Below are 25,285 nucleotides of genomic sequence, written 5' to 3' on the forward strand. Positions count from 1 at the left end.
GGCGCGCGCTCAGGATGGTCCGAACCTTTTGCGGGATCCGGGCTTTGAAGCGCCGCCTCTGACGCCGGGATCGGCGTGGCGGGAAATCCCGGGAGATTTCGAGGTGGTGTTCGACACGGCCGGCGCGCGGGAAGGCGCAACCAGTCTGCGTCTGACCCGGAGGGCGGGAAGTGGCAGCGGATTCGCCGCCGCCGCCCAGGCCATAGACGCAACGCCCTATCGGGGGCGAACGATCCGGTTTCGCGCGATGGCACGCACGGCCCTGGCGCCGGCGCCCGGGTTCTCCGGAGGCGGGCTGTGGCTAAGGGTCGACCGCGAAGGCGGCGCCCGGGGCTTCTTCGACAATATGAGCGACCGGCCGATCCGGTCCGGCGACTGGGCCGTCTATGAGATCATGGCCCCGGTCGCCGCAGACGCCACCCGGATCACGGCCGGGTTCCTGCTGAACGGCGTCGGCTCCGGCTGGATCGATGCCGCCAGTCTGGAGGTCGCCGCCGAGGCGCCGGCGGCGGATCGTTCGGTCGAACGGCCGGCGGGGGACAGGTTGGCGAACCTGGAGGCCTTCGCACGGGTCTACGGCGCCGTCCGATGGTTTTCCGGCGCGTCCGATCCCGAAGAGCCGCGCTGGGCGACGATCGCGGTTGAAGGCGCTCGCGACGTGGAACAGGCGCTGGATCCGGGCGATCTGGCCGCCCGGTTGCGTCGCTGGTTCGAACCGATGGCGCCGGGGATCGCCATCGGCGCCGCACCCGTCAGCGTCGCGTCCAGCGAGAGCGGCTCTCTGGTCCGCTGGCGGCACACGGGGGTGGCCTTCGGAAGTGCGGCCTATACGGGGGAGCGGATCGCGGCCGAGGCGCCGGAGGTCTGGCGTGCCGACTTGCCGAGGGGGCTGGCGCTGGCGTTACCCGTGACGGCGTCGGGCGGTCCGGTCGCAGAGGCGGCCTCGGGCGCCGCGTCGACCTCGGCGCAGGATCGGGCCGTGCGGCTGGGCGGGGTCGTGATCGCCTGGAATGTCTTCCGGCACTTCTATCCCTATTTCACCGACGAGGGCCGGGCGTGGGACGCGGCCTTGCCGGAGTGGCTGGCCGAGGCGGCGACGGCGTCCGACGAGCGCGCTTTCAAGGTCGTGCTGGAGCGGATGGTCGCCCGGCTTAACGACGGGCATGGCGAGGTCTGGCCTAGCTCGCAGGTCTATACGCTTCCTCTGGTCTGGCAGCCGATCGAGGGGGCGCTGGTGATCACTGGGCTGCCGTCGGACGCGCCGGAGGGGCTGGCCGTGGGGGACGTGGTCGTGGCGATCAACGAGCGGCCAACGGCCGAGCTTCTCGCGGCGGAGAGCGAGAGGGTGTCCGCTTCCACGGATCATCACCGGATCGCGCGCGCCACGCGGCGGCTGGCGCTGCAGGAAGAGCACCGCCCGGTGATCCTGTCGGTTCGAAGGGCCGATGGCGGCCTCGGGGAGGTTCGCGTCGATCCCATGCCGACGACCACGATGACCGGCGTGCTGGCAGAGCCCCGGCCTGACGCTGTGACCTGGCTTCCCGCCGGGGTCTGGTATCTCGACCTGACCCGGCTGACGACGCCGAGGCTGAACGAGGCGCTGGCGCGGGTCGAGCCCGGGCAGGCTGTGATCTTCGATATGCGTGGCTATCCCGGAGACATCCAGCCGGCCTTCCTCGGACGGCTGTCGGCGGAGGCAGTCACAACGCCGCCGTTCCGAATCCCGGTCGATCTTCTGCCCGAGGGCCGGTCGCGGACCTGGAAGCCGGTCGGCTGGTCCGTCCCGGCGACGTCGCCGCGCATCACCGGCCCGGTCGCCTTCCTGACCGACGCGCGCGCGATCAGCTATGCCGAGACCCTGATGGCCATGGTCGCGGGCCATCATCTGGGGGAGATCGTCGGCGGGCCGACCGCCGGGACCAACGGCAACATCAACCCCTTCAGCCTGCCGGGGGGATACCGGATCAGCTGGACCGGGATGGAAGTCGTTAACCACGACGGCTCACCGCTGACAGGGCATGGGGTCCAGCCGACGATCGCCGTGTCGCGGACGATCGCAGGTGTCGCCGCCGGGCGGGACGAGGTTCTGGAACGGGCGGTGGATGAGGTCGCGCCGGCGTCGAACCGTCCCGCGCGACCCGTCTCCTGATCAGCTCTCGAAGATGGGCTGGAAGCCGCCCCACATCATGCGCTTGCCGTCGAAGGGCATGTCCATGCCCTCGAAGCGGGGGTCCGTCATCATCTTCTGCCAGGCGGCGTCGGCGGTCGCCTTGTCGGGCCATTTGAGCCAGGAGAAGACGACGACCTCGCCCTCTTCCAGCTTCACGGCCATGGGGAAGCTGGTGGTCTCGCCGACGGGGACGTTGTCGCCCCAGGTCTCGACCTGTTCGAGGGCGCCGAACTCCTTGAACAGGGGCCAGCTGACCTCGGCGGACTTGATGTAGCGGTCCTTGTGGGCGGCCGGGACGGGGATCAGGAAGCCGGTGACGTAGGGCATTTTTCTTGTCCTTCGGAGGAGGCTACCGCTCGGCTCGCGGAGCCTCGCTGCTTGAGCCCCAGGTTGACGGGCAGGTTGGTCCGGGCATCGGGGAGGGTCTTGTACGAAGGCGTCAGCCGGCCGCGTCGGCGGCGGCTTCGAGGGCGGCGATGTCGATCTTTTTCATCGTCATCATGGCGGCGAAGGCTGCCCTGGCGCGGGCGGGGCTCTCGTCATGGAATTCCATGAGACGTCTGGGCGTGATCTGCCAGCTGACGCCCCAGCGGTCCTTGCACCAGCCGCACTGGCTTTCCTGGCCGCCGGCGCCGACGATGGCGTTCCACAGACGATCGGTCTCGGCCTGGTCGTCGGTGTAAATCATGAACGAGACGGCCTCGGACTGCTCGAACTGAGGGCCGCCGTTGAGGCCGAGGAAGGTCCGGCCGGCGAGGGTGAAGGCCACCATCAGCTCCTCGCCCGCCTTCGACGACGGGTTGTCGACGGGGCTGTCGTGGCGGGCGTCGACGTGGCTGTCGGGCAGGCCGAGGGAGACGTAGAACTCGGCCGCCGCGCGGGCCTGGCCGAGGTCGTACCAGATACAGGGGGTGATCTTGTCGGGCACGGGATCCTCCATCCTTGATGCCCTATGGTCGGCTCGCGGAGCCTCCCGACTTGAGGGCGGGGCCACTGTAGCGAACGCGGCCGGGAGATTCGAGTTCGCCGAAGGGGCTAGACGAGCAGGTCCAGAAGGGCGCCGGCCATGTCGTCGGCGGTCCTGAGCACGGCGATATTGGCCGAGACGGAGGCCTTGGCCTCGATGCGCTCGACCATCTCGGCCTCGAGGTTGTCGAGCGGGGCCCGGGCGGTGCGTTGGGCGCTCTGCTCGAACCGGGCCATGGCGGAGGCGAGGCCGCCGGCCGCGATGGCGGCGGCGATCATCGGGAGATCCGCAGACTGGCGATGTCGCGTCCGATCGCCTGGAAGGACTGCCGGAGATCCGAGCCGCTGGTCGGCATGTAGACGTGCTGGGCGTCGGTGGCGCAGCCGTTCACGAGGTCTCGGGCCCGCTGGTCGTTCACCACCTGGAAGCCGACCGTGTAGACGATGACGCCCGCCGCCTTCATGGCCCGGCACAGGGCCTGGGTCTGGTCGAAGGGGTGGCCGTTCGGGGCGTTGCAGTCGATGTGGGTCGAGGTCGCGCCCGAGCCGGTGGTCGAGTCCAGGCTGATGACGCCGTTGCAGTAGGCGCTGTTGTACTCGCCGTCGGTCATGACCACGACGGCCTTCAGCGTGTCCCGATTGTAGGCGCCCGCGCCGCTTCCGGACCACAGGCTGTTGAAGTTGGGCGAGACCGTATACCAGCCCCAGCCCACGCCGATATGGCCGCCGGTGGAGCCGGACGCGGTCAGGGCGTCGATCTGGGACTTGACCGCCGCGCGGTCGCTGCTCAGCGGACGGATCAGGTTCGACAGGCAGGGATTGGAGGTCGAGGGATAGTTGCGGCCGAGATAGGTCGTGGAGGGAGAGGCGTCGGTGTAGGCGTTGGAGCCGGACCTTTCCGTGACACAGGTGCTGATCTCATGGGTCGTCAGGTCGCCGTCGGCATTGGTGAAGGCATACCACTGGCAGCCGGACTGGGCGCACCAGGACTGGCCGCCTGATGTGTAGATGCCTCCGCCCACCGTGTTGATCGTGAAGGTGTTGGCGGTGAGGTAGCCGGCCGTGAAGGTCTCTCCGTTCAGCTTCTGCATTCCGCCGATCTCAGCCGGATTGGGGGTGGGGCTGGGACCCGCGAGACCGTCGATCCGCACGTATCCGTTGTTCGGCAAGGCGTGACCGTTGGCCGTGACCGTGGGGAAACAGTCCGTGCGGGCGCACTTGGCGACGTAGGTGCGCTGGCTGTTGTTGTTGACGAAGGTCGAGTAGTTGCGCCCGTCGACGCCTTGCAGCGAGAAGCTGTTGGCGCTGCGGTTCGAGACGGTGAAGACGCGGCCGTTCAGCTGGGTCATGCCCGACTGGTTCCAGATGGCGACCTTGTCGCCGTTGGCCAGGCCGTGGCCCGTTGCTGAAATGACCACGGGATTGGCGCGCGTCGCTGCGGTGATCCTCGTCGCCGCGCCCGTGGACCAGCTGATGGCCGAGATCGTCCTCGGGCCGGTGACGGAACCCCGCGCCGACGACGCGGCGGCCGCTCCGGGGTTCACCGCCATCGAATAGGGGACGAGCGAGACCTTGGTGTACCAGGGGCTCTGGTCGTCCTGGACCACGATATCGACGAGATCCTTGGCCGCCAGCTTCAGGTCGGCGATCTTGGTTCCCGCCATCGATCCGGTCGTGTCGAGGACCAGGGCGACCTCGACGTTCTGCGAGGAGCGGACCACCTCGGAATGGGCGCCGACCGGAATCTGGTCGCCGGTGCCACGTCCGACCATCGGCAGGATGATGTTGGCGACCAGGGCCGCGACATTGACCTTGGCGTCGCCCACGACGGCGCCGGTGTTGTCCAGAACGAAGGTCGTCTGGCCCGTCAGCAGGGTGATGTCCTGATAGGGCGCGAGGTTGGCGCGGAGCGAGGCCAGGCCCACGCGGGTGATGTCGGCGTCGGCGGTATACTGGGACCGGGCGGCGGCCAGGGTGGCGGCGTCCAGGGCGTCCTGAAGGTTCGCCTTCACGGTCGAGGCGCGGTGGATGTCGATGCCGCCGAAGGTGATCAGCAGCAGGACCGGGATCACGAAGGCCGAGATCATGGCGATGTTGCCGCGACGATCGCCCGCGAAGCCGCGCACGAACTCTCGCAGTCGACGCATCCCCCGGTTCACGATCGTCATGGCCCACCCGTCTTCGGCGGCCCGAATGGAGGACCGCAATCGACCTCGTCTAGCGCGGGACCGTTAAGGCTTCAGGCAGGGCGGTTGGTTAACGACGCGGGCCCAGAACACAGGCGGCGAGGCCCTCGTTCCGGACGACGCGGGCGCTGGCCTGGACGCGGGAGGCGCGGCGGCGGACGTAGGGGCCGGGCGAGCCGGCGTCGTAGCGGCGCGGGCTCGGCAGGATGGCGGCGATGCGGGCGGCCTCGCGCGGGGTCAGGTCGGCGGCGGACTTGCCGAACCAGTGCCGGGCCGCAGCCTCGGCGCCGTAGACGCCGGGGCCCATCTCGGCGACGTTCAGATAGACCTCCATGATCCGGCGCTTGGACCAGACCGTCTCGATCATCAGGGTGTAGCCGGCCTCGAAGCCTTTGCGGATCCAGTCGCGTCCGGGCCAGAGGAAGACGTTCTTGGCGGTCTGCTGCGAGATGGTGGAGCCGCCGCGGACCTTTCGGCCGTTCTCGTTGTCGCGCAGGGCCTTCTCGATGGCCTTCATGTCGAAGCCGCCGTGGCTGCAGAAGCGGGCGTCCTCGGCGGCGATGGCCGAGGCGACGAGATTGGGCGAGATCTGGTCGAGCGAACGCCAGCGATAGTCCAGACCGTGACCGGCGACGAACTCGCGCGCCATCAGGAGGGTCAGGGGCGGCGGGGCGACGGTGTGGATCACGACGCCGCCAATCGGCAGGACGGCGAGGACCAGCAGGGCGGTCAGGATCGGGCGGCGTTTGCGTCGCCGGGGCTGTTCGTCCGTCATGATCCCTCCCGGCGTGGAGTTTTGGCCGGGAAGCGTGGCGTTGCAATGGCAAGGCGCCGGGCGACGCTATTTCGTGTTCACGTCCCACAGGAAGATGACGGCGAAGGCGCCGATCACGAGCAGGGCCAGGATGGCGACGGCCATGCATCCGAAGGCCAGTCGCGGCGTCTCGCCTCCCGGTCGACCGTGCATCAGGAACCCCCGTTCGGCACGACGATAGGGTGTGTCGCGAGGGGCGGCTAGAGCATGATCGTTTCTGGTGGACCCGCTTCGCGGGTCCGACATGAAGCGTGAATCATGCTCTCGATTTAATCTGGAGCCTGATTCACGGCATCAGCGGAATCGCGGAGCGATTCCTCCTCAGCCGATCAGGCTCTAGAGGTCGCTGACGCCGGCGTTTCCGTCTTCGTCGGCCCAGGCGACGCGGGTCGCGTCGGGGCTCATGGCCAGGGCGACGATGGGGGCGCCCTTCTCCGCCTTGACGAAGTTCAGTCCCTGACCCGCCGGATCGGCGACCCAGACGCGGCCGTCGGCCAGACCCGCGGCCAGCCGGCCATGCGGGTTCGAGGCGGCGACGAGGTTGACGAGGGTCGAGTCGTCGAAGCCGATCTCCGACGCCTCGCGCCCCATCGGGCCGTTGGAACTGTCGAAGGGCCAGAGGACCGCGCCCTGGGCCCCCGCGGTCGCGAGCAGGCGGCCCTTGGCCATGAAGGCGACCGAGCGGATCTTGGACGGATAGCCGCCCATCCGCATGTTCTTCGCATCCTTCAGCCGCCAGCCGTGAAGCTGGGCGTCCTGCATCATGGTGACCACGAAGGCGCCGTCGGGCGAGAAGGCGACGCCGGTGTGCGACCCGGCCCAGGCCAGTTTCGTCGGCTTCTGCTCGGCGATCCGCGCGTACCAGAGCCAGGCCCCGCCATAGGTCGAGGCGGCGATGCGCCGGCCCTTGGGGTCGAAGGCGACGCCGGAGACGGTGCGCTCATGCGTGAAGTCGCGGCGGAAGCCCGCGTCGGTGGCGTCGATGACCGACAGGATCTTGCCGGCCGAGAAGGCGATCAGCTTCGTTTCGGGCGAGGCGTCGATGGAGTCGATCCACTGGCCCTTTGCGGTCGCGAGCACGCCGGCTTCGCCCTTGCGGCTCCAGATCACGCGTCCGTCGTCACCGCCGGTGACCAGACCGTCGCCGGAGGGGTGGACCACGGCGCACAGGATAGCGCCGTCATGGACCGCGTCGAAGGTCCGGTCCTCGAACCGCACGGAGCCGTCGCCGAGGGCGAAGACCGCGCCGGAGGACTCGAAATGGGCCGAGGTGATCTGGGCGTCGAAGGTGAACTGCGTCATCGGCAACGCCCTACCACGCGATCTCGCGGCCGCTGTAGTCAACGAACTTGTGGACCTTGGCGCCGGCGTGGGCGGCGAGCTGATCGGCCATGCCGGTGACGCTGGTCTCTACGTCGATGTCGGCGCCGGAGCCGCCCATGTCGGTCTTCACCCAGCCGGGGTGAACCGACAGGACGGTGACGCCGCGATCCTTGGCGGCCGTCAGCCAGAGGGAGCGGGCGAAGCTGTTCTGGGCCGTCTTGGTCGCGCGATACACGGCCATGGCCCCGTTCTGGTTTTCGCCGATAGAACCCATGGCGCTGGACATCAGGGCGAGGATGCCGGTCTGCTCCCGCACGTGGCCGGCCAGGGCGTGGGCCAGACGGATCGGGCCGAAGACATTGGTCTGCATGACCGCGTTGAGTTCGTCGGCGGTGGCCTCCGTCACGCTCTTCGGACCCGAAACGCCGGCGTTGATGAAGACGATGTCGAGGGGGTTGGGCAGGTCGGCGGCCAGACGTGCGATGTCGGCGTCGGAGGTCACGTCGGCCTGGAGGACGGTCAGGCGTTCGGCGCCGGAAAGGGCCTTCAGCGGCGCTGCATCGGCGGGTTTGCGCACCGTCGCGATGACATCGAAGCCGCGCTTCAGATGTTCGGCGACGAGGCCGAGGCCGAGGCCGCGCGAGGCGCCGACGATGAGGATGGATTGGGGCATGTCAGGCTCTTTCAGGGTCAGGCGGCGCAGGATTCGAAGCCGGCCTTGATGGCGGCTTCGTCGAGGTCGCGGCCGATGAAGACGGCGCGGGACCATCGGCGCTCCGTGGCGCCCCATTCGCGCTGGAGGTCGCCCTCAAGGATCATGTGGACGGCCTGGAAGACGAGGCGTTTGTTCTCGCCGTCGACATTGATGATGCCTTTGGCGCGCAGGATGTCCTGACCTTTTTCGCCCAGCAGTTTGTCGAGCCACTGGGTGAATTTCACGCCGTTCATGGGCGTATCGAGCGACAGGGAGATTCCCTTGATGTCGTCGCCGTGGTCGTGGCCGCGGGGGCCATGGTGATGGTCGTGTTCGTGAGCGTGGTCATGGCCGTGATCGTGCCCGTGATCGTGATGGTCGTGTCCGCAGTGTTCGTCGTGGACGTGGCCGGCCTCGCCGTGGGCCGGGTTGGCGAACTCAGGATTGATGTCGAGGATCCGCTCCAGATCGAAACCGTGCAAGCCCAGCACCTGATCGAGGGGCACATTGGCCCGTTCGGCGCGGGTGATGGGGGCGAGCGGGTTCAGCTTGCGCAGGCGCTGTTCGACGGCGACCAGTTCGGCCTCGGTCGCCAGGTCGGTCTTGTTGAGGATGATGCGGTCGGCGAAGGCGACCTGTTCGCGGGCCTCTTTCGAGTCGTCCAGCCGCGCCATGACGTGTTTGGCGTCGACCAGGGCGGTTACGCTGTCCAGCGTGGTCTTCGCCTTGACGTCCTCGTCGACGAAGAAGGTCTGGGCGACCGGGCCGGGGTCGGCGAGGCCGGTAGTCTCGACGATGATGGCGTCGAAGGCGGGGGCGCCCGGCTTCTGGCGCTTCATCAGGCCGGCGACGACGCGGATCAGGTCGCCGCGCACCGTGCAGCAGACGCAGCCGTTGTTCATCTCGAACACATCCTCGTCGGCGCCGACGACCAGGTCGTTGTCGATGCCGATCTCGCCGAACTCGTTGACGATGACGGCGTAACGCTTGCCGTGGTCCTCGGTCAGGATGCGGTTGAGCAGGGTGGTCTTGCCCGCACCGAGATAGCCGGTGAGGACGGTGACGGGGATCTTGGTGGCGGTCGTGTCGGTCATGGCGAGGTAGATGGTCTCTGGTTCGTCAGAATGAAACCCTCTCCCGGCGGGAGAGGGCTTGAGGCTCGCAGAGCGTAGCGAGGCGTCCAGCCGAAAGGGTGAGGGGCTGGCGCTAACCGGTGAGGCCACGCCCCTCACCCTTTCGCGTTTCCAATCGCTGCGCTCCTGGACGCTCAAGCCCTCTCCCATCGGGAGAGGGTTGGGACCTTAGCAATCCGGGCAATCGGGCATGACGTCCGTCTCGAGCTGGAGCGTCGTGTGGGCGATGGCGAACTTCGTCTTCGCGAGAGCCTGGGCCTCCATCAGGAGGGCGCGGGGGTCGCCGCGGTCGTGGACGAGGTGGGCGGTCAGGGCTGTCGACGTGGTCGACATGTTCCAGACGTGCAGGTCGTGGACGGCCGAGACGCCGGGGAGGGCGGAGAGCGCCTCGCGCACGGCGGCGACATCGACCGAGCCGGGGGCGGCGTCCATGGCGAGACCGACGGAATCCTTCAGCAGGCCCCATGTGCCCAGCAGGATCACGGCGACGATGACGATGGAGACCAGCGGATCGAGGATCGACCAGCCGGTGAACATGATCACGGCGCCCGAGATGACGACGCCGATGGAGACTCCGGCGTCGGCCATCATGTGCAGATAGGCGCCGCGTGCGTTCAGGTCGGAGTGCTGGTCGCGCATGAACAGCAGGGCGGTGCCCAGGTTGATGACGAAGCCGATGCCGGCGACGATCATGATGACGGCGGACTGGACCGGGGCCGGATCGGTGAGGCGCTGGACGGCCTCGAAGGCGATGGCTCCGCAGGCGAAGATCAGCAGGAGGGCGTTGGCGAGGGCGGCGAGGATGGTCGCCTTGCCGAAGCCATAGGTCAGCTGTTTGCCCGCCGCGCGACGGGCGAGGACGGCCGCGCCGCCGGCCATGGCCAGGCCCAGGACGTCGGACAGGTTGTGACCGGCGTCGGCGAGCAGGGCGGTCGAACCGCTGTAGAGGCCGGCGCCGAACTCGCAGGCGACGAAGGCGAGGTTGACGATCAGGCCGACGAGGTAGCGCCAGTCGCCGGTGTCCACTGGGCCGTGGGCGTGGCCGTGACCCGCGTGGGAGTGGCCATGCGAATGGTCGTGACCGTGGTGGTCATGGTCGTGGTCGGCGTGAGAGTGGCCCATGGCGGGACCCTAGTGCTGGTGGAGCACGACGAGAAGGCCGATCGCGATCAGGGCGACACCGAGGATGGCGCCCTCGTAGCGGGCCCAGCGCTCAAGCTTGAGCACCGAGGCGCCAGCGCGGGCCAGGGTCGTGAAGGTGGCCATCCCAAGGATGGTGCCCAGGGCGAAGGCCAGGGTCAGCAGGGCGAGGGCGCCGACGCCTTCCTGGGCCGAGGACATATAGATGGGCAACAGCACCTCGCCGGGCGAGAGCGCCATGACGGCGACGAGGCCCCAGAAGGCGGCGGCGTGGCCGACCGTGGGCTCGGCGAGATCGAGGGCGGGGCCGCCGGCCATCACCGGGCGCCGGATGGCGGACTTGACCAGATAAAAGGCGCCGAAGCCAAACAGCAGGACGGCCGACAGGTGTGGCAGCAGGCCGGCGACGATCTCATCGAGCGCGATGCCCGCCGCGACGATCAGCGAGCCGACGACGGCGGTCGAGGCGATGTGGGCGAGACCCGCGGCGGTGACCGCCAGAAGGTTCTTCGGCAGGCTCCAGCGCTGGGCGCGTCCGACCAGGACGAACGGCAGCCAGTGAGTCGGCAGGGCCGCGTGCAGGAAGGCCGCCGCGAACCCGCCCCCCAGAAGGGACCAAAGGACCGGCTGTTCGAGATCGGGGGGCGACATTGACCTCGCTATAGCGTGTTACTTTATAACGGTCCAGCCGTCGTCAGCGATAAAGACTGCCCCGGTCGAGCGGCAGGCCGCTCGGGCCCGCCCGGCGGCGCTGGGCGACCGTCTGGTAGACGAGGATCGAGCCGCGCTCGAAGCCCTTGGCGCACATGGCGAAGAAGATCAGCCACAGACGGGTGCGTTCCTCGCCGACCATGGCGACGGCCTCGTCGCGGCGGGCCATCAGGCGGCGGGACCATTCGGCGGTGGTGGCCTGGAAATGCTCGCGCAGGTCCTCGACGTCCAGAACCTCGAAGCCGAGGCGGCCTAGGTTGGTGACCGTCATGCCGATAGTGTCCAGCTCTCCGCCCGGGAAGATGAAACGGCCGATGGTGCGGGTGGCGTTGGTCTGGGGTGCGATGTTGTTGGCGTCGCGACCGCCGCGGCGGACCGAGGCCTGGTGGAAATAGAGGCCGCCGGGCTTCAGCAGGCGACGCATCTCGAGGAAATGGCGGTCGTGGTTGGCGAAGCCGACGTGTTCGAACATCTCGACCTGGGAGACGGCGTCGAACTGTTCGGTCATTTCGAGGTCGCGGTAGTCCTTGAGCTCGAGGGTGATCCGGTCCTGCAGGCCGAGGCGGGCGATCTTCTCATTGGCGAAAGCGAGCTGTTCCTCGGACAGGGTCACGCCGTGGACGGTGACTCCATAGTGTTGCGCGGCCCAGCAGCTCAGACCGCCCCAGCCGCAGCCGACGTCGAGCAGCTTCTGGCCGGGCTTGAGGCGGAGCTTGCGACAGATGAAGTCCAGCTTGCGGGTCTGGGCGTCCTCCAGCGACTGGTCGGGGTCGGCGTAGTATGCGCTGGAGTAGACCATCTCAGGATCGAGGAAGAGGCCGTAGAAGTCGTTGCCGACATCATAGTGGAAGGAGATGAAGTCCTTGTCCTTGCGGGCGGACTTGTCCTGCCGCTGGCCGGCCTCGCCCGTGGGGTCGTAGGCGGCGTCGCCGACGGTGCTTCTGGAGCCGGCCAGAAGGAAGGGAATCAGTTCGCGCGCGATCAGGCCCTTATTGACCCGGCGCGGCAGGTGGACGGCGCGGCCGTGGTCCCAGCGGTCGGCGGCCTCGAGCGGCGAGCCGCCCTCGATGCGCACGTCGCCGGTGGCGTAGAGCTCGAACAGGGTCATCAGGCCGGGCTTCAGCACCAGATGACGGACGGCGGACGGATCGGCGAGCACGATGCGGATGTCGTCGCGGGCGTCCGGGCCCAGGGGAATGACCTCGCCCGTCCAGAGCTGGAGCGACAGGTCTGCCCCCAGATGCGCGGCGATGTGGGACGCGATGCGGCGGGCGGCGGTGACCCGGCGGTCGACAGTCTGGGTCATGGCATGGGTCCCTCGTAACGCGGCTTCGTCTTTGCACGGCGGGTGAGAACGGGGCTAGATCAGCCGTCGAAATGAGCGTCACCGGGCGTTTTCGGCGCCTTTCGCGTTGACTCCGAGGGGCCGGTCCGTATATGTCGCCGCTCTTCGCCCGCGGGGTCTACCCGGCGGGCGCATCCTTTTTTGCGTTACGCTGAGGCTCCAACATGTACGCGGTGATCAAGACCGGCGGCAAGCAGTACCGGGTTCAACCGGGCGACACGATCGTCGTCGAGAAGCTCGATGGCGATGCCGGCCAGGAACTGAAGTTCGACAGCGTCCTGATGCTGGGCGGCGACAAGGGCGTGACCCTGGGCGCTCCCCTGATCGCCGGCGCCTTCGTCGGCGCGACCCTGATCGAGACCCGCAAGGGCGAGAAGATCAAGATCTTCAAGAAGACCCGTCGTCAGGGCTACCGCCGTACGAACGGCCACCGCCAGATGGAATCGGTCCTGCGCATCACCGGCATCGACGGCGCTGGCGAAGTCTCCAAGTGGGACGGCAAGATCGACCTGACGACCAAGGCCGAGATCAACCTGCGCGCCCGTGGCCTGGCCAAGCGCGATGCGACGTCGGACCTGGGTTCGACCGAGACGGTCGTCGCCCAAGGCTCCAAGTCTTCGGCCAAGGTCGAAGCCGGCGTGGTGGAAGCCTCGGCTCCGAAGAAGGCTCCGGCCAAGAAGGCCACCGCCAAGACCGAAACCGCCGCTTCGACCGACGAAGCCTAAAACAAGACGCGCGCCAGACGGTCCTACGGCCGCTGACGCAACGAAGAGAGAGTTCAGATGGCTCACAAGAAATCCGGTGGTTCGTCGCGTAACGGTCGCGACTCTCACTCCAAGCGCCTCGGCGTGAAGAAGTTCGGCGGCGAGAACGTTCTGGCCGGCAACATCCTCGTGCGCCAACGCGGCACCACCTTCCACCCGGGCGACAACGTTGGCCTGGGCCGCGACCACACCCTGTTCGCCACCGAGCACGGCGCCGTGAAATTCACCAAGAAAGCCAACGGCCGTTGTTACGTGTCGATCATTCCGGCGAATGACGACCAGATGGCCCTCGCCGCCGAGTAACGCGCTGCCGGATTTCGGATCGCGTTGCTTCTGAAAAGCAGCCGATCCGGACCAGGGAAATTTTCCGCGGGGAGTCTGGATCACCAGGCTCCCCGTTTGCGTTTCCCCGCCTCGAAGTCCGCCCGAGCCCTCCAAGGAGGCGGACCGCATACCGAGGCTGGAAACATGTGCGTCATCGAAACCTCCCCTGTCGTCGAGACCCGGCGTCTCGTCCTGCGCGCGCCCGCGCCGCAGGACGTGCCTGCAATCGCGCGCCTGGCCAATGACCCCGACATCGCCCGCATGACCAAGCGGATGCCGCACCCCTTCGGACAGGGCGACGCGGAGGACTTCGTCATCGCGGTCGCGGCCCAGAACCCGGCCAAGGCCATGACCTTCCTGATCGAGCACGAGGATCACGGACCCGTCGGCGTCCTGGGCCTGTTCGAGGACGAGGATCGGGTGCCGGAGACCGGCTACTGGATCGGACGGGAGTTCTGGGGCCGGGGTCTGGCGACCGAGGCGCTGGAAGGCGCCCTGGTCTGGGCTTCCAAGCGCTGGAAGCGTCGCGCGCTGGTGGCCGGGCATTTCGCCGACAACCCGGCGTCGGGGCGCGTGCTGGAGAAGGCGGGCTTCCTGTACACGGGCGAGACGCGCCGGGCGTTCAGCCGGGCGCGGAAGGCGGACATCGATACGCGGATGATGGTGTGGCTGGCCTAGTTTCCTTCTCCCTTTGAGGGAGAAGGTGGCAGCCGGAGGCTGACGGATGAGGGGTGTGCGTCAGCGGTCCTAGTGGTCGGGCCAGGCTCAGCGGTCAGACCGTGTTTCACCCCTCACCCTACCGCGCCAGGACGACGGCTGCGCCGTCGTGCGCGCTCTCCCTCTCCCGCAGGGGGAGAGGGCTTTAGCCCGCCAGGCTGGGCCCGAACGCGAGGACGGCGGCGACGACGCCGCCGATGACGGCGGCGCAGGCTCCGGCGACGAAGGCGAAGGCCGTGCGGGTCTGACGACGACGCATGCCGCCGGTGCGGACCGAACGGATGATGACGAACGGCGACCGGTCGAAGGCTTCGGAACCGATGATATTATGCTGGGACATGGAGACGCTCCCCGAACTGGTTGGGTTCGAGGAAGGCGGTCAGGGTGCGTCTGAAAGATGGCGAACGGCGTTCAGGCGCGAATCCGTGATCGGATGATCGACGTTATCCGCAGAAAACCAGCCGGCCCGACCAGGCGCGGTAATAGCCGCTGTTTGGGTCGTAGGATCTGAAGCGGGAGGCGCAGTACGACGCCCTGCCCGGGTCGCGGCCATTCGCGTAGCCGCCTCCGTACCAGGCGCCCACCTGACCGCCGTAGCCCGAGCCGGGATAGACCTGATCCGGACGACCGTAGGCTCCGTAGTACTGGGTCCCCTGATTGTAGGGCTGATAGGCATAGCCGCCCCCGTCAGACTCCCGGCCATAACGGCCGTAGCGATGGCCTGAACCGTAGGAGCTGTAGGAACGGACCGGGCGCTGGTCACGCCAGCGGGCGTCGCAATCGTCCCGGGCGCGGTCCCAGTAGGCGTCGCAGCGGTAGTCGCCCGGACGATCCTGCTGGCCGTTGTAGTCGTTGCCGTAGCGGCCGTAGCTCGAATACGACCGCGCCTGATCGGGATAGTCCCAACTCTGGGCCGCAGCCGGAAGGGCGACCGAGGCGGTCAGGAGGGCGGCGGCTAGAGCTGCGGCTTTCATGGTCAACGCCTCGGCTGATGCGGGATCGGCCCGCCGGTGGATATGGGTACGCCTTTACAGTGTGACGTTGGCCGTCGTGCCCGCGCGGGTGACGACGTGGCGCATCAGGACGATTCGGTCGCCGCCGGCGCTGACCGGGGTGATCAGGAACCAGCCGCCATCGGGCAGGCCGTCGAAGCGGAAGCGTCCGTTCTGGCAAGTCGCGGAGCGCACGTAGGAGCGGTAGTCGGCGTTCGGGTCGGCCACGGTGCGGGCGCGGATCACGGCCTCGGGGACCGCAGCCTGGTCGGTCGAACCGTACAGGGTCTGGAACCGGGCGCGGGTGTAGGGGGTGTCGGGCGTCAGGGCGACCGAGCCGGTGCAGGCGAAGCTCTGGCCGTCGCGACCATAGGCGACGCGGCCGTCGATGCCTGCCGTGCCCGTGCGGGCGGACCAGCCGAAGTCGGCGGCGCTGAAGGCGGCGGGGGGCGCCGGCATATAACCGCCCGGCCCGGGAACGGGCGCGCAGGCGGTCAGGACGGCCGTGATCGCTGCGGTGGCGGCGAGGGCGGAAGCGAGGCGCATCGACATCGGAGTTCTTTCGGACAGGCACGCGGAATCGCCCCGGAGGGCGAGGCCACATGACGCCTAACGCAGGCGTAAGGTCAAGGTTGCGGGACCTGACGGCGGGCGCCACAAGTCCGGGATAACAGAGCGACAGGCCATTCCGGAGCCGCCGCCGAACTGGTCTACAGGGACCCCATGACAGTCGTATTCGCAGACATCCAGGCGGCGCAGGGCCGCATCGCCGGTCAGGTCGATCGCACGCCCGTGCGGCATTCGCGCCGGCTCTCGCAGCTGACCGGGGCCGAGGTCTGGGTGAAGTACGACAACCTGCATTTCACCGGAAGCTTCAAGGAGCGCGGCGCCCTGAACCGGCTGCTGTCGCTGACGCCGGACGAAATGAAGCGCGGCGTGGTCGCGGCCTCGGCCGGCAACCATGCCCAGGCCCTGGCCTACCACGGAGGGCGGCTCGGCGTGCCTGTGACCATCGTCATGCCGGAGGGCACGCCCTTCACCAAGATCGACGGCACCCGGAGCCATGGCGCGACCGTGGTCATCAAGGGCGCCGACTTCACCGGATCGACCGAGGAGGCCCATCGTCTGAGGGACGAGGACGGGTTCGTCTTCATCTCCGCCTTCGACGACGAGGGGATCGTGACGGGGCAGGGGGTCTGCGCCATCGAATTCCTCGAAGACGCGCCGGACCTCGATGCCCTGATCATCCCCATCGGGGGAGGCGGGCTGATCGCCGGCTGCTCGATCGCGGCCAGGGCCATGAAGCCCGACATCCGCATCTTCGGCGTCGAGGCGGCGATGTATCCGTCGTTCAGCGCGCGTCGGAAGGGCGAGACCCCCAAGTGCGGCGGGGCCACGATCGCCGAGGGCATCGCCATCAAGGCCGTCGGCGACATCCCGTTCGCCCTTGCCGATCCGCTGGTCGAGGACGTGCTGGTCGTCGACGAGGAGGATTTCGAGAAGGCCGTCGCCCTGTTCGCGACCCTGGAAAAGACGGTGGCCGAGGGCGCCGGCGCCGGCGGGCTGGCGGCCCTGTTGCGCTATCCGGACAAGTTCAGGGGGATGAAGGTCGGGCTGGTCCTGTGCGGCGGAAACATCGACGCGCGCATGCTGGCCGTGGTGCTGAACCGCGAGATGGTCCGCGAGAAGCGGCTGATCGTCTATCGCATCCTCGGCGACGACCGGCCGGGCATGCTGTCGGCCATGGCGGCGGTGATCGGGGGCCTCGGCGGCAACATCATCGACGTCGTCCACAACCGGCTGGCGCTGGACGTCCCGGCCAAGGGCGCCGAGTTCGACATCATGGTCGAAACGCGCGATAGCGCCCATTCCGATGCGATCGGACAGGCTTTGAAGGACAAGGGTTATGCGCTTCGGATGGGCTAGGGCGGCGGGCGTCGTCGCAGCGGTGTCGGTCCTGGCGCTGGCCGGATGCAACCGCGATGCGGCAGCAGGGCCGGACCTTGAAGCCAATGCGCGGGCGGCGGCCTTCTTCATGGAATCGAACGCCAAGGCGGATGGGGTCCAGACCCTGCCGAGCGGGCTGCAGTACAAGGTGGTGCAGTCGGGGCCGTCGGGCGCCGCGACGCCGGACCGCAACGATCTGGTGCGCGTCGACTATGAAGGCGCCCTGACCGACGGGTCGGTGTTCGACAGCTCCTTCTCCCGTGGGCAGCCCTATGTGACGACGGCCGAACAGGTCGTGCCCGGCTGGACCGAGGCCCTGCAGCGGATGAAGGTCGGCGACGAGTGGATGCTCTATGTGCCGCCGGCGCTGGGTTATGGCGAGCGCGGCCAGGGCGCGGACATCCCGCCGAACTCGGTGCTGGTGTTCCGGATCAAGCTGCTGGACGTGGCCCCGGTGCCGGGCGGCGGACGGGGCGTGGGACTGGCGACGGGGTAGTCTGAATTCCCTTCTCCCCCTGCGGGAGAAGGTGGCAGCCGGAGGCTGACGGATGAGGGGTATGCGTCACCAGACGAGCCCTCAACGGTCAGACTGGAGGGATGGAAACATACCCCTCATCCGCCCTCGCTTCGCTCGGCCACCTTCTCCCGCAAGGGGAGAAGGGACCATTCAGCACGAACGCTTTCGTCCTCCTCGCCAGAAAGTCTCCCATCGCGCACCCCCGCGAACACCTCCCCCTCCATCAGTCGCGACAGCGCCCACACCGCCGCGCCGCGCACCAGCGGCGAGCCGTCGTCCAGCAGCCGCTCCGCGCTCTCGACCAACGCCGGATCCCCGCTGTTCCCCACCGCATAGAGGACGTTCCGCACGAACCGGTCGCGGCCGATGCGCTTGATCGGGCTTTTCGAGAACAGGATGCGGAAGGTGGGGTCGTCGAGCGCGGCGAGATCGGCGAGGCGGGGGCTGACGGAGATCTCGCGGGCGGACAGACGGGTCTCTCGCGAGGCGACGGCGAACTTGTTCCACGGACAGACGGCCAGACAGTCGTCGCAGCCGTAGATGCGCGACCCGGTCAGGGTCCGGAACTCCACCGGCCACGGCCCGGCGTGTTCGATGGTCAGGTAGGACAGGCAGCGGCGGGCATCGAGCTGGAACGGCGCGGGGAAGGCGTTCGTCGGACAGGCGTCGAGGCAGGCGGTGCAGGAGCCGCAGTGTTCGGTCTCGGCGGGATCCGGCGGGATCTCGGCGGCGGTCAGGATGACGCCGAGGAACAGCCAGTTGCCGTGGTCGCGGCTGAGGAGGTTGGTGTGCTTGCCCTGCCAGCCCACGCCGGCGCGCTGGGCCAGCGGCTTTTCCATCAGAGGGGCGGTGTCGACGAAGACCTTGACCTCGGCGTTCAGGCGGGAGGCGAGCTGGCCGGCCAGGGTCTTCAGACGGCCCTTGATGACCTCGTGATAGTCGTCGCCCCGCGCGTAGACCGAGATGTAGCCGGCGCTGCGGTCGGCCATCTCGGGCAGGGGATCGGTCTCGGGGCCGTAGTTCATGCCGAGCACGACAGCCGTGCGGGCGCCGTCCCACATGGCGGTCGGGTGGGCGCGGCGTTCGAGGGTGGTCTCCATCCAGCCCATCTCGCCGTGACGACCGGCCTCGACGAAATGCTGGAGGCGCTCTCCGGCGGACCAGGGCTCGGACGCCGACGCGAACCGGCAGACGTCGAACCCGAGTTCGGCGGCCCTGGCGCGGAGGATGTCGCGGAGGTCGGACATGGCCCGCCTGTGTCACGTCCCGCGTGGCTTTAGAAGTCCAGGTCCGCGTAATGCGGCGCCGGGGCCAGGCCCTGGAACCGGTCCGCCAGCAGGGGGCGGAAGCAGGGGCGGGACTTGATCTTCATGTACCAGGTTTTGAGCGCCGGCCAGTTGGCCCAGGCGACCTCGCCGAAATAGTCGAGCGTCGACAGGTGGGCGGCGGCGACGATGTCGGCCTGGGACAGGCGGCGGCCGGCGAACCAGTCGCGGCGAGCCAGAAGGGCGTCGAAGATGGCGAGGTGGTGTTTCAGCGCCTCGCGGCCCTCGCGCAGCATGCGGGCCTCGGGCGGGCCGAGGCGGAGGAGCGGCTTCTCCATCCGCTCGTGCAGCAGGACGGCGTTGACCTCGTCGGTGAAGCGGCGGTCGAACCAGGCGGTCAGGCGGCGCGTCTCGGCGCGTTCGGCGGCGTCGGCGGGCATCAGGAGCGGCGTCTTCTGGGCGTCCTCGATCCAGCCGAGGATGGCGCCGGCCTCGCACAGGGTCAGGCCCTCGACCTGGAGCACGGGCGGCATGCCGGACGGGTTCAGGTCGCCGACGGGGCAGTCGGCCTCCCACGGGCGCACCAGCACCTCGGTCCATTCGATGCGCGCTTCGCCCAGGGCCAGACGCGCGGCGCGGCTGCCTGGATCGAAGGGGAAATGGAACAGGACGTTCGCCGACATCGGCCTGTCCTGCACCCGCGGCCGTTAAAGGCTCGTTTACGTTGAAGGCGAAATGGGGACGGACGGGGTCGCGGGTCCGCGCGGATCGGCGTGGATCAGGACGTCGGCGTCCGGGAAGGCGGCCTTCACCCGGTCCTCGGCGGCGACGACGATGTCGTGGGCAGCTTCGAACGACAGGGTGCGGTCGAGGTCGACGTGCATCTGGGCGATCAGGCGATTGCCGGACATGCGGGTGCGCAGCTGGTGCACGCCGCCGACGCGCGGGTCGGACAGGACGGCGTTGGTCAGGGCGATCCGGTCGGCGTCGGACGCCTCCCTGTCGAGCAACTGGTCGCCGGCGCCCTTGAGCACGCCGAACGCGCCCCAGAACAGCCAGACGGCGACGACCAGACCGGCGGCGGCGTCGAGGCCGGGGGCGGCCAGCCAGGCGCCGGAGGCCACGCCGATCAGGACCACGACGCTCGACGCCAGGTCGGCGGCATAGTGGGCGCGGTCGGCGGAGACGGCCATGGAGCCCGAGGCCTTCAGCGACCGGGTCTGGAGCCAGACCAGCAGACCGGTCAGGAGGATGGAGACGACCACGACGCCGACGGCCCAGGACCCGCCGACGACCGGACGGGGGTCGAACATCCGTTGCAGCGCCTCCCAGCCGATGAAGACGGCCGAGGCGAAGACGAGACCGGCCTGGACCAGGGCGGCCATGGCCTCGCCCTTGCCGTGGCCGAACCGGTGATCGGCGTCGGCGGGGGCGGCGGCCCAGCGCACGGCGTAGAAGGTGGTCAGGGAGGCGATCAGATCGAGCGAGGAATCGGCCAGCGACGCCAGGATCGACACCGACCCCGAGGCGCCGAGGGCGAAGGCCTTCATCGCGATCAGCAGGACCGCGACCGTGACCGACAGGCCTGTGATCTGACGCGTCGAAAGGGTGGGGGCCGAGCCCCACGGACCGGGCTTCGAGCCTTCGGGGGCGGACGGTTCGGGCGGCGTCGTGACGGGGGAGGTCATCGACGCCCTTTTCGCTGATCGCCCGTGAGTTGCCAAGGAAGGACGCGTCAGGAACCGTCGTTAGGCTTGCGGTCATGAAAGCGCCCCATGGTGCGCGCGGATTAACCCTGACGGGACGGGGACTTGCAGCGATGACGTCAGGCGTTGGCGAGCGGGAAGGGCAGACGGCGGATCGATGGATTCCGCGCGCCGAGGTCCTGTCGCTGCTGGGGGTCAAGACCCAGACGCTCTACGCCTATGTCAGCCGCGGGCGGATCACGGCCCGGCCCGACCCCGCAGATCCCCGTCGCAGCCTGTACGCCGCCGCCGACGTGGCCCGGTTGAAGGGCGCGAGCTCGGGCGAGGCGTCCGGCGTGGTCGTGCCGTTCGAGCCGCCGGCGGTGAAGGGCGAAAGCCTGATCCAGTCGAAAGTCAGCCTGATCTCGGACGGGCGGCTCTACTATCGCGGCTGCGACGTGGCGCAATGGGCCCAGAACGCGACGCTCGAGGAAACCGCCCGGCTGCTGTGGGGCGCGGAGGAGACGAACCCGTTCGCGGGGCTCGGCGTGCGCGTCGATAGCGCCGGAGGCGCTTCGCATCGTGCCCGGTTGTTCGCGGCCTTGGCCCGACGGGCAGAGGAGGAGCCGTCCTCGATCGGCCGTTCGTCCGAGGCGCTGAAGGTCGACGCGGCCGTGGCGATGAACGAGGTCGTCGATGCCGTGGCCGGACCGGGCCCGCGGCTGTTCTTCCATCAGAGACTGGCGCGCGGCTGGAAGATGCTGGAGCGCGACAGTGTGCATCTGAGACGCGCCCTGGTGCTGGCGGCGGATCTCGATCTGGACCCGGCGGTGCTGGCGACGCGGGCGGCGGCCTCGGGCGGAGCGTCCCCGGCGGGGGCGGCCTTCGCGGGACTGACCACGGCGGCGGGGTCGCCGAGGGCGCGGACCCTGACCAGGGCCATCGCCTATGTCGTAGAGGCGCGTCGCGATCCGGCGGGCGCTGCCCGGCGGCGGATGGCCGACGAGGGAGGCATTCCCGGCTTCGGCAGCGAAAGCTTCCCGCACGGGGATCCGCGCGTCGAGGCGCTGCTGGCGCTGGCGGACCTGCCCGCCGACCTGACGGCGGTGATCCGCGAAGCCGAGGCGTCGAGCGGCCAGAGGACCGGGTTCGCCGGGGCCCTGGCGATCATGGCGCGGCGTCTGGACCTGCCGCGCGACGGGGCCTCGGACGTGCTGCTGATCGGCCGGCTGACGGGACTGATGGCCCATGCGCTGGATCAGATCATCGACGGCTCGCCTATCCGGGCGCGCCTGCGCTATGTGGGGCCAAGACCGCAGGGCGAGTGACCCGGGCGACTCATCGGGGAACACCATGGCGGACTGGATCGCGGCGATCATCCTGGGGTTGGTCGAGGGACTGACGGAGTTCATTCCGGTCTCGTCCACGGGGCATCTGCTGCTGACCAAGAGCCTGCTGGGCCTGCCCAACGAGCCGTGGGACACCTTCATCGTCATGATCCAGCTGGGCGCCATCCTGGCCGTGGTGGCCCTGTATTTCGCCCGTCTGTGGAAGGTGCTGATCGGTCTGCCCTCGAAGGATCCGTCGGCGCGGCGCTTCGCCTGTTCGGTCCTGCTGGCCTTCTTCCCGTCGGCCCTCGTCGGCCTGCTGGCCCACGACTTCATCAAGGCCGTGCTGTTCAACCCGACCATCGTCTGCGTCAGCCTGATCGTCGGGGGTTTCGCCCTGATCGCGCTCGAGCGCTGGGCGCCGCAGCCGAAGGAGCATGACGCCATGCGCTTCTCGCTGAAGACGGCGCTGGGCGTGGGCCTGTTCCAGTGCCTGTCGATCATCCCCGGCGTGTCGCGATCGGGCGCCACCATAGTCGGCGGGCTGTTGCTCGGCGTCGACAAGCGGGCGGCGGCGGAGTTTTCCTTCTTCTTGGCGATTCCGACGATGGTCGGCGCCTTCGCCCTCGATTTCTGGGAGAGCCGGGAGCTGCTGGTCGGGGACACGGTGACCCTGATCGCCATCGGGTTCGTGGTGTCCTTCATCAGCGGCCTGTTCGTGGTGCGGACCATGCTCGACTTCGTGACGAAGCACGGCTTCACTCCCTTCGCCTGGTGGCGGATCGCGGTCGGGGTGATCGGTCTGGGGCTGCTGTATTCGGGCGTCATCGCCTGACCGCGGGCCTGAGGCTTGTCAGTCGCTGTTTCTCGGGCGCAAGCTGAGACCATGAGCACCCAGCCCGCTGACGGCGAACGCTTCGCCTCGTTCGAAGCCTTCTATCCGTATTACATCCACGAGCATTCCAATCAGGTCTGCCGGCGAATCCATATCGTCGGATCGGGACTGGTGATCGTGGCGGCGCTGCTGGGTCTGTTCGTGAACGCCTGGTGGTTCGCAGCCATGCCGCTGATCGGCTACGGCTTCGCCTGGGTCGGGCATTTCTTCTTCGAGAAGAACCGGCCCGCCACCTTCAAATACCCGCTGTGGAGCCTGATGGGCGACTGGCGGATGTTCTTCGAGACCGTCAGCGGCAAGCGCCGGTTTTAATCGCTCAGGCGGGTCAGCCGGGTCTGGTTGCGGAGCCGCCAGGCGTCGTCGGAGGCGCCGACCGGGCGCACCTCCTTGATTGACAGCAGGGCGTCGCCGTCGCGCGTCTCGGTGACGCGGATGTCGGCGGGGGCGTCGTCGTCCTCGCCGGTTTCGACATAGATCAGTGTCCAGTGGGTCGGGTCGGCGAAGGCGCTGACACGGACCGTTTCGGTCGAGAGTTCGGGCATCCCGCCGGCCCGGAAGCTGGTCGAGGTCGAGGTTCCGGCGGCGGGATCGTCCAGACTGATCGTGGTGATCCAGACCGGTTTTGAGGGCCCGTCGTCGAACAGGCTCTGGCGGATGAGGGTCGCGCCGTCGCCGGGCGTCGTGATCGTCGTCGCGACCGGAAGCTCCTGAAGTTCGTCGGTCTGGTAGTCGCGATAGCCCAGGGCGCCGGTCCAGCGTCCGGCCAGGCCGAGGCGCAGTTCGGTCGCGGACGGCGCGTCCTGCGCGCGGGCGACGACGGGCAGGATCAAACCTACGATGAGCGCGGTCAGCAACAGGCGAAGGGTCATGGCGGGTCTCCGGATCAGGCGTTGAGAATGCGGGCGGTCGCGGCCGCCATCTGCGGATCCCGACCGGCGGCGATGTCGGCGGCGGTGGTCGGCACGAACACATCCGGCTCGATGGCGGCATCCGGCTGAGGCGTATCGGGGAAGCCGGCGATCAGCGGCAGATCGATCTCGATCCCCGAGGCGGGCAATCGCAGGAAGAAGAAGGCGCCGCCGTTGATGCCACGACGGTTGCCGCCGGTGGTCGTGCCCAGCAGGGTCGCCAGGCCGGCGTCCTTGACCGCCTGGGCGAACTGGAAGGTCGCCGAGGAATTTGAGGCGTCGCACAGCACCACGACCGGACCTGCGAACCGAGGGCCCTGAGGCTGGATCAGCGTCGTCTCCGCGCCGTCGTCGTACCGGGTCAGGCGATAGAAGCCGCGTTCGTCGGGTCCGACCGCCTGGTCGCCCCAGTCGAGGAACGATCGGTCCCAGGTGTCGAGGTGGGGGCGGAGATTGTCGGGCGCGCGGCGATAGCGCACGAAGCGCTGGCTGCGGGACAGGGGCAGGTCGCGGTCGATCAGCCGGCTGAGGATGACATTGCCGCAGTCCTCTCCGCCTTCATTGCCGCGCAGGTCGACGATCAGGCCGCGCGCGCCGTCGCCGGTCAGGTCGTCCATGACCCGGCCCAGCCAGGCCTCCCAGTCGAAGTCGGAATTGTAGAGCGCCCAGCCGGGCATGGTCAGGCGGGCGATGCCGTCGGCGCCCCGTTCGAGGGTCCACGGGTTGCCGTCGCCGTCGGGCTGGCCCGCGTCCGGCGCCCCGGCCTTGCGCTCGGCCAGGGTCAGGAGGTCGGCGCGGACGGTGGGCCCGTCGGACAAGGTGAAGGCGGCGATGTCCCGGATCGGCAGGATCAGCGGCAGGTGGATGTCGAAGGTCTCGTATCCGTCGTCGCCGCGCACCTCCATCAGGCTGACCCGCTTGGCGTCACTGGCCCCGTCGGCGCGGGCGAGCGGCATCAGGCGCGCGAGGATGTCCGATGTGGGGACACCGTCGATGGCCGTGATCTGGCTGCCGCGCGGGAACAGCGCCCCGGCGGAATCGTCGCGCGTCACGACCATCCGCCCATTGATCCAGACGAAGCGGAAGGGGACCAGAGACCGGTCCGGATACATCCGGGCCACCACGGCGTCGCTGGCGTTGTAGGGGCTGGGAAATGTGTGGCCGCAACGGATCGAGGCGGTCACGCGGGTCAGGGCCGCGAACCGGTCGCGGAACGATCCCGGCGCAGCCCATTCCGTCGCGAGCCGATCGAGGCGCCCGGTGACCTCGGCCGGGGTGGCATAGCGGTAGAGACCGGGATGCAGGGTCTCCCACGCGCGTCGAAGAATGCCGACGTCGGACGACCAGTCCTCGCCGATCGCGACACCGGCGCGGGCGGGCGCGGCGGAGGCCAGGGCGAGGCCGCCGGTGATCTGCAGCAGGCGACGACGGGACAGGGACTTCATGGACGGGCGGCTCCGG

The 25,285-nt window shown here is 68.7% G+C and carries 29 protein-coding genes; 9 read left to right on the forward strand and 20 right to left on the reverse strand.

Features of this window, described 5'->3' with window-relative positions; translation table 11 throughout:
• The first annotated feature begins 247 nt into the window (after positions 1–247).
• Positions 248–2,149 carry a S41 family peptidase gene (locus ACQY68_RS04595; protein ID WP_428151878.1) on the forward strand — a complete coding sequence of 634 codons (1,902 nt, stop codon included), beginning with the start codon at positions 248–250 and terminating at the stop codon, positions 2,147–2,149.
• Here the strand turns inward: ACQY68_RS04595 and ACQY68_RS04600 are convergent, their stop codons facing one another.
• The 12 genes from ACQY68_RS04600 to ACQY68_RS04655 form a co-directional block, all read right to left on the reverse strand.
• Positions 2,150–2,497 (reverse strand): DUF1428 domain-containing protein, encoded by a 348-nt coding sequence (locus ACQY68_RS04600; RefSeq protein WP_428151879.1) that lies wholly within the window; start codon positions 2,495–2,497, stop codon positions 2,150–2,152.
• 112 nt (positions 2,498–2,609) lie between these two features.
• Positions 2,610–3,098, reverse strand: a complete 489-nt coding sequence (locus ACQY68_RS04605; RefSeq protein WP_428151880.1) for a VOC family protein — start codon at positions 3,096–3,098, stop codon at positions 2,610–2,612.
• Positions 3,099–3,205: 107 nt separating this feature from the next.
• Complete coding sequence (locus tag ACQY68_RS04610; RefSeq protein ID WP_428151881.1) at positions 3,206–3,415, reverse strand: flagellar hook protein FlgE; 210 nt, start codon at positions 3,413–3,415, stop codon at positions 3,206–3,208.
• Positions 3,412–5,304, reverse strand: a complete 1,893-nt coding sequence (locus ACQY68_RS04615) for a pilus assembly protein TadG-related protein (protein ID WP_428151882.1) — start codon at positions 5,302–5,304, stop codon at positions 3,412–3,414. The genes ACQY68_RS04610 and ACQY68_RS04615 overlap by 4 nt, the downstream gene beginning before the upstream one ends.
• An 88-nt stretch (positions 5,305–5,392) precedes the next feature.
• The gene (mtgA, locus tag ACQY68_RS04620) at positions 5,393–6,097 is read right to left on the reverse strand and encodes a monofunctional biosynthetic peptidoglycan transglycosylase (RefSeq protein ID WP_428151883.1); all 705 of its coding nucleotides are present in this window, start codon (positions 6,095–6,097) and stop codon (positions 5,393–5,395) included.
• Between the two features lie 66 nt (positions 6,098–6,163).
• A complete protein-coding gene (locus tag ACQY68_RS04625; RefSeq protein ID WP_428151884.1) occupies positions 6,164–6,289 on the reverse strand; it encodes a hypothetical protein in 126 nt (41 codons plus the stop codon).
• 183 nt (positions 6,290–6,472) lie between these two features.
• Positions 6,473–7,438: a WD40 repeat domain-containing protein gene (locus ACQY68_RS04630; RefSeq protein ID WP_428151885.1), complete on the reverse strand. Its 966-nt coding sequence runs from the start codon at positions 7,436–7,438 to the stop codon at positions 6,473–6,475.
• A 10-nt stretch (positions 7,439–7,448) separates the two neighbouring features.
• Positions 7,449–8,132 carry an SDR family NAD(P)-dependent oxidoreductase gene (locus ACQY68_RS04635; RefSeq protein WP_428151886.1) on the reverse strand — a complete coding sequence of 228 codons (684 nt, stop codon included), beginning with the start codon at positions 8,130–8,132 and terminating at the stop codon, positions 7,449–7,451.
• A 17-nt stretch (positions 8,133–8,149) separates the two neighbouring features.
• Entirely contained in the window at positions 8,150–9,247 is a 1,098-nt protein-coding gene (locus tag ACQY68_RS04640) for a CobW family GTP-binding protein (protein ID WP_428151887.1), read from the reverse strand.
• A gap of 207 nt (positions 9,248–9,454) precedes the next feature.
• Complete coding sequence (locus tag ACQY68_RS04645; RefSeq protein WP_428151888.1) at positions 9,455–10,408, reverse strand: cation diffusion facilitator family transporter; 954 nt, start codon at positions 10,406–10,408, stop codon at positions 9,455–9,457.
• A gap of 9 nt (positions 10,409–10,417) precedes the next feature.
• Entirely contained in the window at positions 10,418–11,077 is a 660-nt protein-coding gene (locus ACQY68_RS04650; protein ID WP_428151889.1) for a hypothetical protein, read from the reverse strand.
• Positions 11,078–11,120: 43 nt separating this feature from the next.
• A complete protein-coding gene (locus tag ACQY68_RS04655) occupies positions 11,121–12,443 on the reverse strand; it encodes a class I SAM-dependent methyltransferase (protein ID WP_428151890.1) in 1,323 nt (440 codons plus the stop codon).
• A gap of 203 nt (positions 12,444–12,646) precedes the next feature.
• Here ACQY68_RS04655 and rplU point away from each other — a divergent pair, with 203 nt between their 5' ends.
• The 3 genes from rplU (at position 12,647) to ACQY68_RS04670 (ending at position 14,248) form a co-directional block, all read left to right on the forward strand.
• Positions 12,647–13,207 (forward strand): 50S ribosomal protein L21, encoded by a 561-nt coding sequence (gene rplU, locus ACQY68_RS04660; RefSeq protein ID WP_428151891.1) that lies wholly within the window; start codon positions 12,647–12,649, stop codon positions 13,205–13,207.
• A gap of 57 nt (positions 13,208–13,264) precedes the next feature.
• Entirely contained in the window at positions 13,265–13,549 is a 285-nt protein-coding gene (gene rpmA, locus ACQY68_RS04665) for a 50S ribosomal protein L27 (protein WP_298160619.1), read from the forward strand.
• Positions 13,550–13,714: 165 nt separating this feature from the next.
• Complete coding sequence (locus tag ACQY68_RS04670) at positions 13,715–14,248, forward strand: GNAT family N-acetyltransferase (RefSeq protein ID WP_428151892.1); 534 nt, start codon at positions 13,715–13,717, stop codon at positions 14,246–14,248.
• A gap of 184 nt (positions 14,249–14,432) precedes the next feature.
• On the opposite strand, the gene ACQY68_RS04675 is transcribed toward ACQY68_RS04670, so the two are convergent.
• The 3 genes from ACQY68_RS04675 to ACQY68_RS04685 all read right to left on the reverse strand — a co-directional run bounded on the left by ACQY68_RS04675 (position 14,433) and on the right by ACQY68_RS04685 (position 15,831).
• On the reverse strand, positions 14,433–14,627 hold the full coding sequence (locus ACQY68_RS04675; protein ID WP_428151893.1) for a hypothetical protein: 195 nt from the start codon (positions 14,625–14,627) through the stop codon (positions 14,433–14,435).
• A 103-nt stretch (positions 14,628–14,730) separates the two neighbouring features.
• Positions 14,731–15,261: a BA14K family protein gene (locus tag ACQY68_RS04680; RefSeq protein ID WP_428151894.1), complete on the reverse strand. Its 531-nt coding sequence runs from the start codon at positions 15,259–15,261 to the stop codon at positions 14,731–14,733.
• Positions 15,262–15,315: 54 nt separating this feature from the next.
• The gene (locus ACQY68_RS04685) at positions 15,316–15,831 is read right to left on the reverse strand and encodes a hypothetical protein (RefSeq protein ID WP_428151895.1); all 516 of its coding nucleotides are present in this window, start codon (positions 15,829–15,831) and stop codon (positions 15,316–15,318) included.
• Positions 15,832–16,002: 171 nt separating this feature from the next.
• On the opposite strand from ACQY68_RS04685, the gene ACQY68_RS04690 reads away from it, so the two are divergent.
• Complete coding sequence (locus ACQY68_RS04690; protein ID WP_428151896.1) at positions 16,003–17,205, forward strand: threonine ammonia-lyase; 1,203 nt, start codon at positions 16,003–16,005, stop codon at positions 17,203–17,205.
• Positions 17,186–17,722 carry an FKBP-type peptidyl-prolyl cis-trans isomerase gene (locus ACQY68_RS04695; protein WP_428151897.1) on the forward strand — a complete coding sequence of 179 codons (537 nt, stop codon included), beginning with the start codon at positions 17,186–17,188 and terminating at the stop codon, positions 17,720–17,722. The genes ACQY68_RS04690 and ACQY68_RS04695 overlap by 20 nt, the downstream gene beginning before the upstream one ends.
• Positions 17,723–17,838: 116 nt before the next feature.
• Here ACQY68_RS04695 and queG read toward each other — a convergent pair whose 3' ends face one another.
• From queG to ACQY68_RS04710, 3 genes are read right to left on the reverse strand one after another with little or no spacing between them, the layout of a single operon-like run.
• Positions 17,839–18,990 (reverse strand): tRNA epoxyqueuosine(34) reductase QueG, encoded by a 1,152-nt coding sequence (queG, locus tag ACQY68_RS04700; protein ID WP_428151898.1) that lies wholly within the window; start codon positions 18,988–18,990, stop codon positions 17,839–17,841.
• A gap of 29 nt (positions 18,991–19,019) precedes the next feature.
• On the reverse strand, positions 19,020–19,691 hold the full coding sequence (locus tag ACQY68_RS04705; protein WP_428151899.1) for a glutathione S-transferase family protein: 672 nt from the start codon (positions 19,689–19,691) through the stop codon (positions 19,020–19,022).
• A 36-nt stretch (positions 19,692–19,727) separates the two neighbouring features.
• Positions 19,728–20,696, reverse strand: a complete 969-nt coding sequence (locus ACQY68_RS04710; protein ID WP_428151900.1) for a cation diffusion facilitator family transporter — start codon at positions 20,694–20,696, stop codon at positions 19,728–19,730.
• A gap of 131 nt (positions 20,697–20,827) precedes the next feature.
• Between ACQY68_RS04710 and ACQY68_RS04715 the strand changes: the two genes are divergently transcribed.
• From ACQY68_RS04715 to ACQY68_RS04725, 3 genes are read left to right on the forward strand one after another with little or no spacing between them, the layout of a single operon-like run.
• On the forward strand, positions 20,828–22,021 hold the full coding sequence (locus ACQY68_RS04715) for a citrate/2-methylcitrate synthase (RefSeq protein WP_428151901.1): 1,194 nt from the start codon (positions 20,828–20,830) through the stop codon (positions 22,019–22,021).
• 25 nt (positions 22,022–22,046) lie between these two features.
• The gene (locus ACQY68_RS04720; RefSeq protein ID WP_428151902.1) at positions 22,047–22,856 is read left to right on the forward strand and encodes an undecaprenyl-diphosphate phosphatase; all 810 of its coding nucleotides are present in this window, start codon (positions 22,047–22,049) and stop codon (positions 22,854–22,856) included.
• 51 nt (positions 22,857–22,907) lie between these two features.
• A complete protein-coding gene (locus ACQY68_RS04725; RefSeq protein ID WP_428151903.1) occupies positions 22,908–23,228 on the forward strand; it encodes an Mpo1-like protein in 321 nt (106 codons plus the stop codon).
• On the opposite strand, the gene ACQY68_RS04730 is transcribed toward ACQY68_RS04725, so the two are convergent.
• A complete protein-coding gene (locus tag ACQY68_RS04730) occupies positions 23,225–23,785 on the reverse strand; it encodes a hypothetical protein (protein WP_428151904.1) in 561 nt (186 codons plus the stop codon). The two genes, ACQY68_RS04725 and ACQY68_RS04730, sit on opposite strands and share 4 nt — an antisense overlap.
• A gap of 14 nt (positions 23,786–23,799) precedes the next feature.
• Entirely contained in the window at positions 23,800–25,269 is a 1,470-nt protein-coding gene (locus ACQY68_RS04735) for a S41 family peptidase (protein ID WP_428151905.1), read from the reverse strand.
• Positions 25,270–25,285: the final 16 nt, after the last annotated feature.

This window comes from Brevundimonas sp. (genome assembly GCF_965278935.1).
Classification (GTDB): Bacteria; Pseudomonadota; Alphaproteobacteria; order Caulobacterales; family Caulobacteraceae; genus Brevundimonas.

Coding starts and splice junctions, on each gene's coding strand:
- ACQY68_RS04715 (WP_428151901.1), top strand. CDS start 20,828: ATGACGTCAGGCGTTGGCGAGCGGGAAGGGCAGACGGCGGATCGATGG.
- mtgA (WP_428151883.1), bottom strand. CDS start 6,097: ATGACGGACGAACAGCCCCGGCGACGCAAACGCCGCCCGATCCTGACC.
- rpmA (WP_298160619.1), top strand. CDS start 13,265: ATGGCTCACAAGAAATCCGGTGGTTCGTCGCGTAACGGTCGCGACTCT.
- ACQY68_RS04695 (WP_428151897.1), top strand. CDS start 17,186: ATGCGCTTCGGATGGGCTAGGGCGGCGGGCGTCGTCGCAGCGGTGTCG.
- ACQY68_RS04650 (WP_428151889.1), bottom strand. CDS start 11,077: ATGTCGCCCCCCGATCTCGAACAGCCGGTCCTTTGGTCCCTTCTGGGG.
- ACQY68_RS04625 (WP_428151884.1), bottom strand. CDS start 6,289: ATGCACGGTCGACCGGGAGGCGAGACGCCGCGACTGGCCTTCGGATGC.
- ACQY68_RS04645 (WP_428151888.1), bottom strand. CDS start 10,408: ATGGGCCACTCTCACGCCGACCACGACCATGACCACCACGGTCACGAC.
- ACQY68_RS04595 (WP_428151878.1), top strand. CDS start 248: ATGGCACGCACGGCCCTGGCGCCGGCGCCCGGGTTCTCCGGAGGCGGG.
- ACQY68_RS04670 (WP_428151892.1), top strand. CDS start 13,715: ATGTGCGTCATCGAAACCTCCCCTGTCGTCGAGACCCGGCGTCTCGTC.
- ACQY68_RS04705 (WP_428151899.1), bottom strand. CDS start 19,691: ATGTCGGCGAACGTCCTGTTCCATTTCCCCTTCGATCCAGGCAGCCGC.
- ACQY68_RS04720 (WP_428151902.1), top strand. CDS start 22,047: ATGGCGGACTGGATCGCGGCGATCATCCTGGGGTTGGTCGAGGGACTG.
- ACQY68_RS04610 (WP_428151881.1), bottom strand. CDS start 3,415: ATGATCGCCGCCGCCATCGCGGCCGGCGGCCTCGCCTCCGCCATGGCC.
- ACQY68_RS04730 (WP_428151904.1), bottom strand. CDS start 23,785: ATGACCCTTCGCCTGTTGCTGACCGCGCTCATCGTAGGTTTGATCCTG.
- queG (WP_428151898.1), bottom strand. CDS start 18,990: ATGTCCGACCTCCGCGACATCCTCCGCGCCAGGGCCGCCGAACTCGGG.
- ACQY68_RS04710 (WP_428151900.1), bottom strand. CDS start 20,696: ATGACCTCCCCCGTCACGACGCCGCCCGAACCGTCCGCCCCCGAAGGC.
- ACQY68_RS04600 (WP_428151879.1), bottom strand. CDS start 2,497: ATGCCCTACGTCACCGGCTTCCTGATCCCCGTCCCGGCCGCCCACAAG.
- ACQY68_RS04630 (WP_428151885.1), bottom strand. CDS start 7,438: ATGACGCAGTTCACCTTCGACGCCCAGATCACCTCGGCCCATTTCGAG.
- ACQY68_RS04655 (WP_428151890.1), bottom strand. CDS start 12,443: ATGACCCAGACTGTCGACCGCCGGGTCACCGCCGCCCGCCGCATCGCG.
- ACQY68_RS04685 (WP_428151895.1), bottom strand. CDS start 15,831: ATGTCGATGCGCCTCGCTTCCGCCCTCGCCGCCACCGCAGCGATCACG.
- ACQY68_RS04690 (WP_428151896.1), top strand. CDS start 16,003: ATGACAGTCGTATTCGCAGACATCCAGGCGGCGCAGGGCCGCATCGCC.
- ACQY68_RS04735 (WP_428151905.1), bottom strand. CDS start 25,269: ATGAAGTCCCTGTCCCGTCGTCGCCTGCTGCAGATCACCGGCGGCCTC.
- ACQY68_RS04725 (WP_428151903.1), top strand. CDS start 22,908: ATGAGCACCCAGCCCGCTGACGGCGAACGCTTCGCCTCGTTCGAAGCC.
- ACQY68_RS04675 (WP_428151893.1), bottom strand. CDS start 14,627: ATGTCCCAGCATAATATCATCGGTTCCGAAGCCTTCGACCGGTCGCCG.
- rplU (WP_428151891.1), top strand. CDS start 12,647: ATGTACGCGGTGATCAAGACCGGCGGCAAGCAGTACCGGGTTCAACCG.
- ACQY68_RS04680 (WP_428151894.1), bottom strand. CDS start 15,261: ATGAAAGCCGCAGCTCTAGCCGCCGCCCTCCTGACCGCCTCGGTCGCC.
- ACQY68_RS04635 (WP_428151886.1), bottom strand. CDS start 8,132: ATGCCCCAATCCATCCTCATCGTCGGCGCCTCGCGCGGCCTCGGCCTC.
- ACQY68_RS04640 (WP_428151887.1), bottom strand. CDS start 9,247: ATGACCGACACGACCGCCACCAAGATCCCCGTCACCGTCCTCACCGGC.
- ACQY68_RS04615 (WP_428151882.1), bottom strand. CDS start 5,304: ATGACGATCGTGAACCGGGGGATGCGTCGACTGCGAGAGTTCGTGCGC.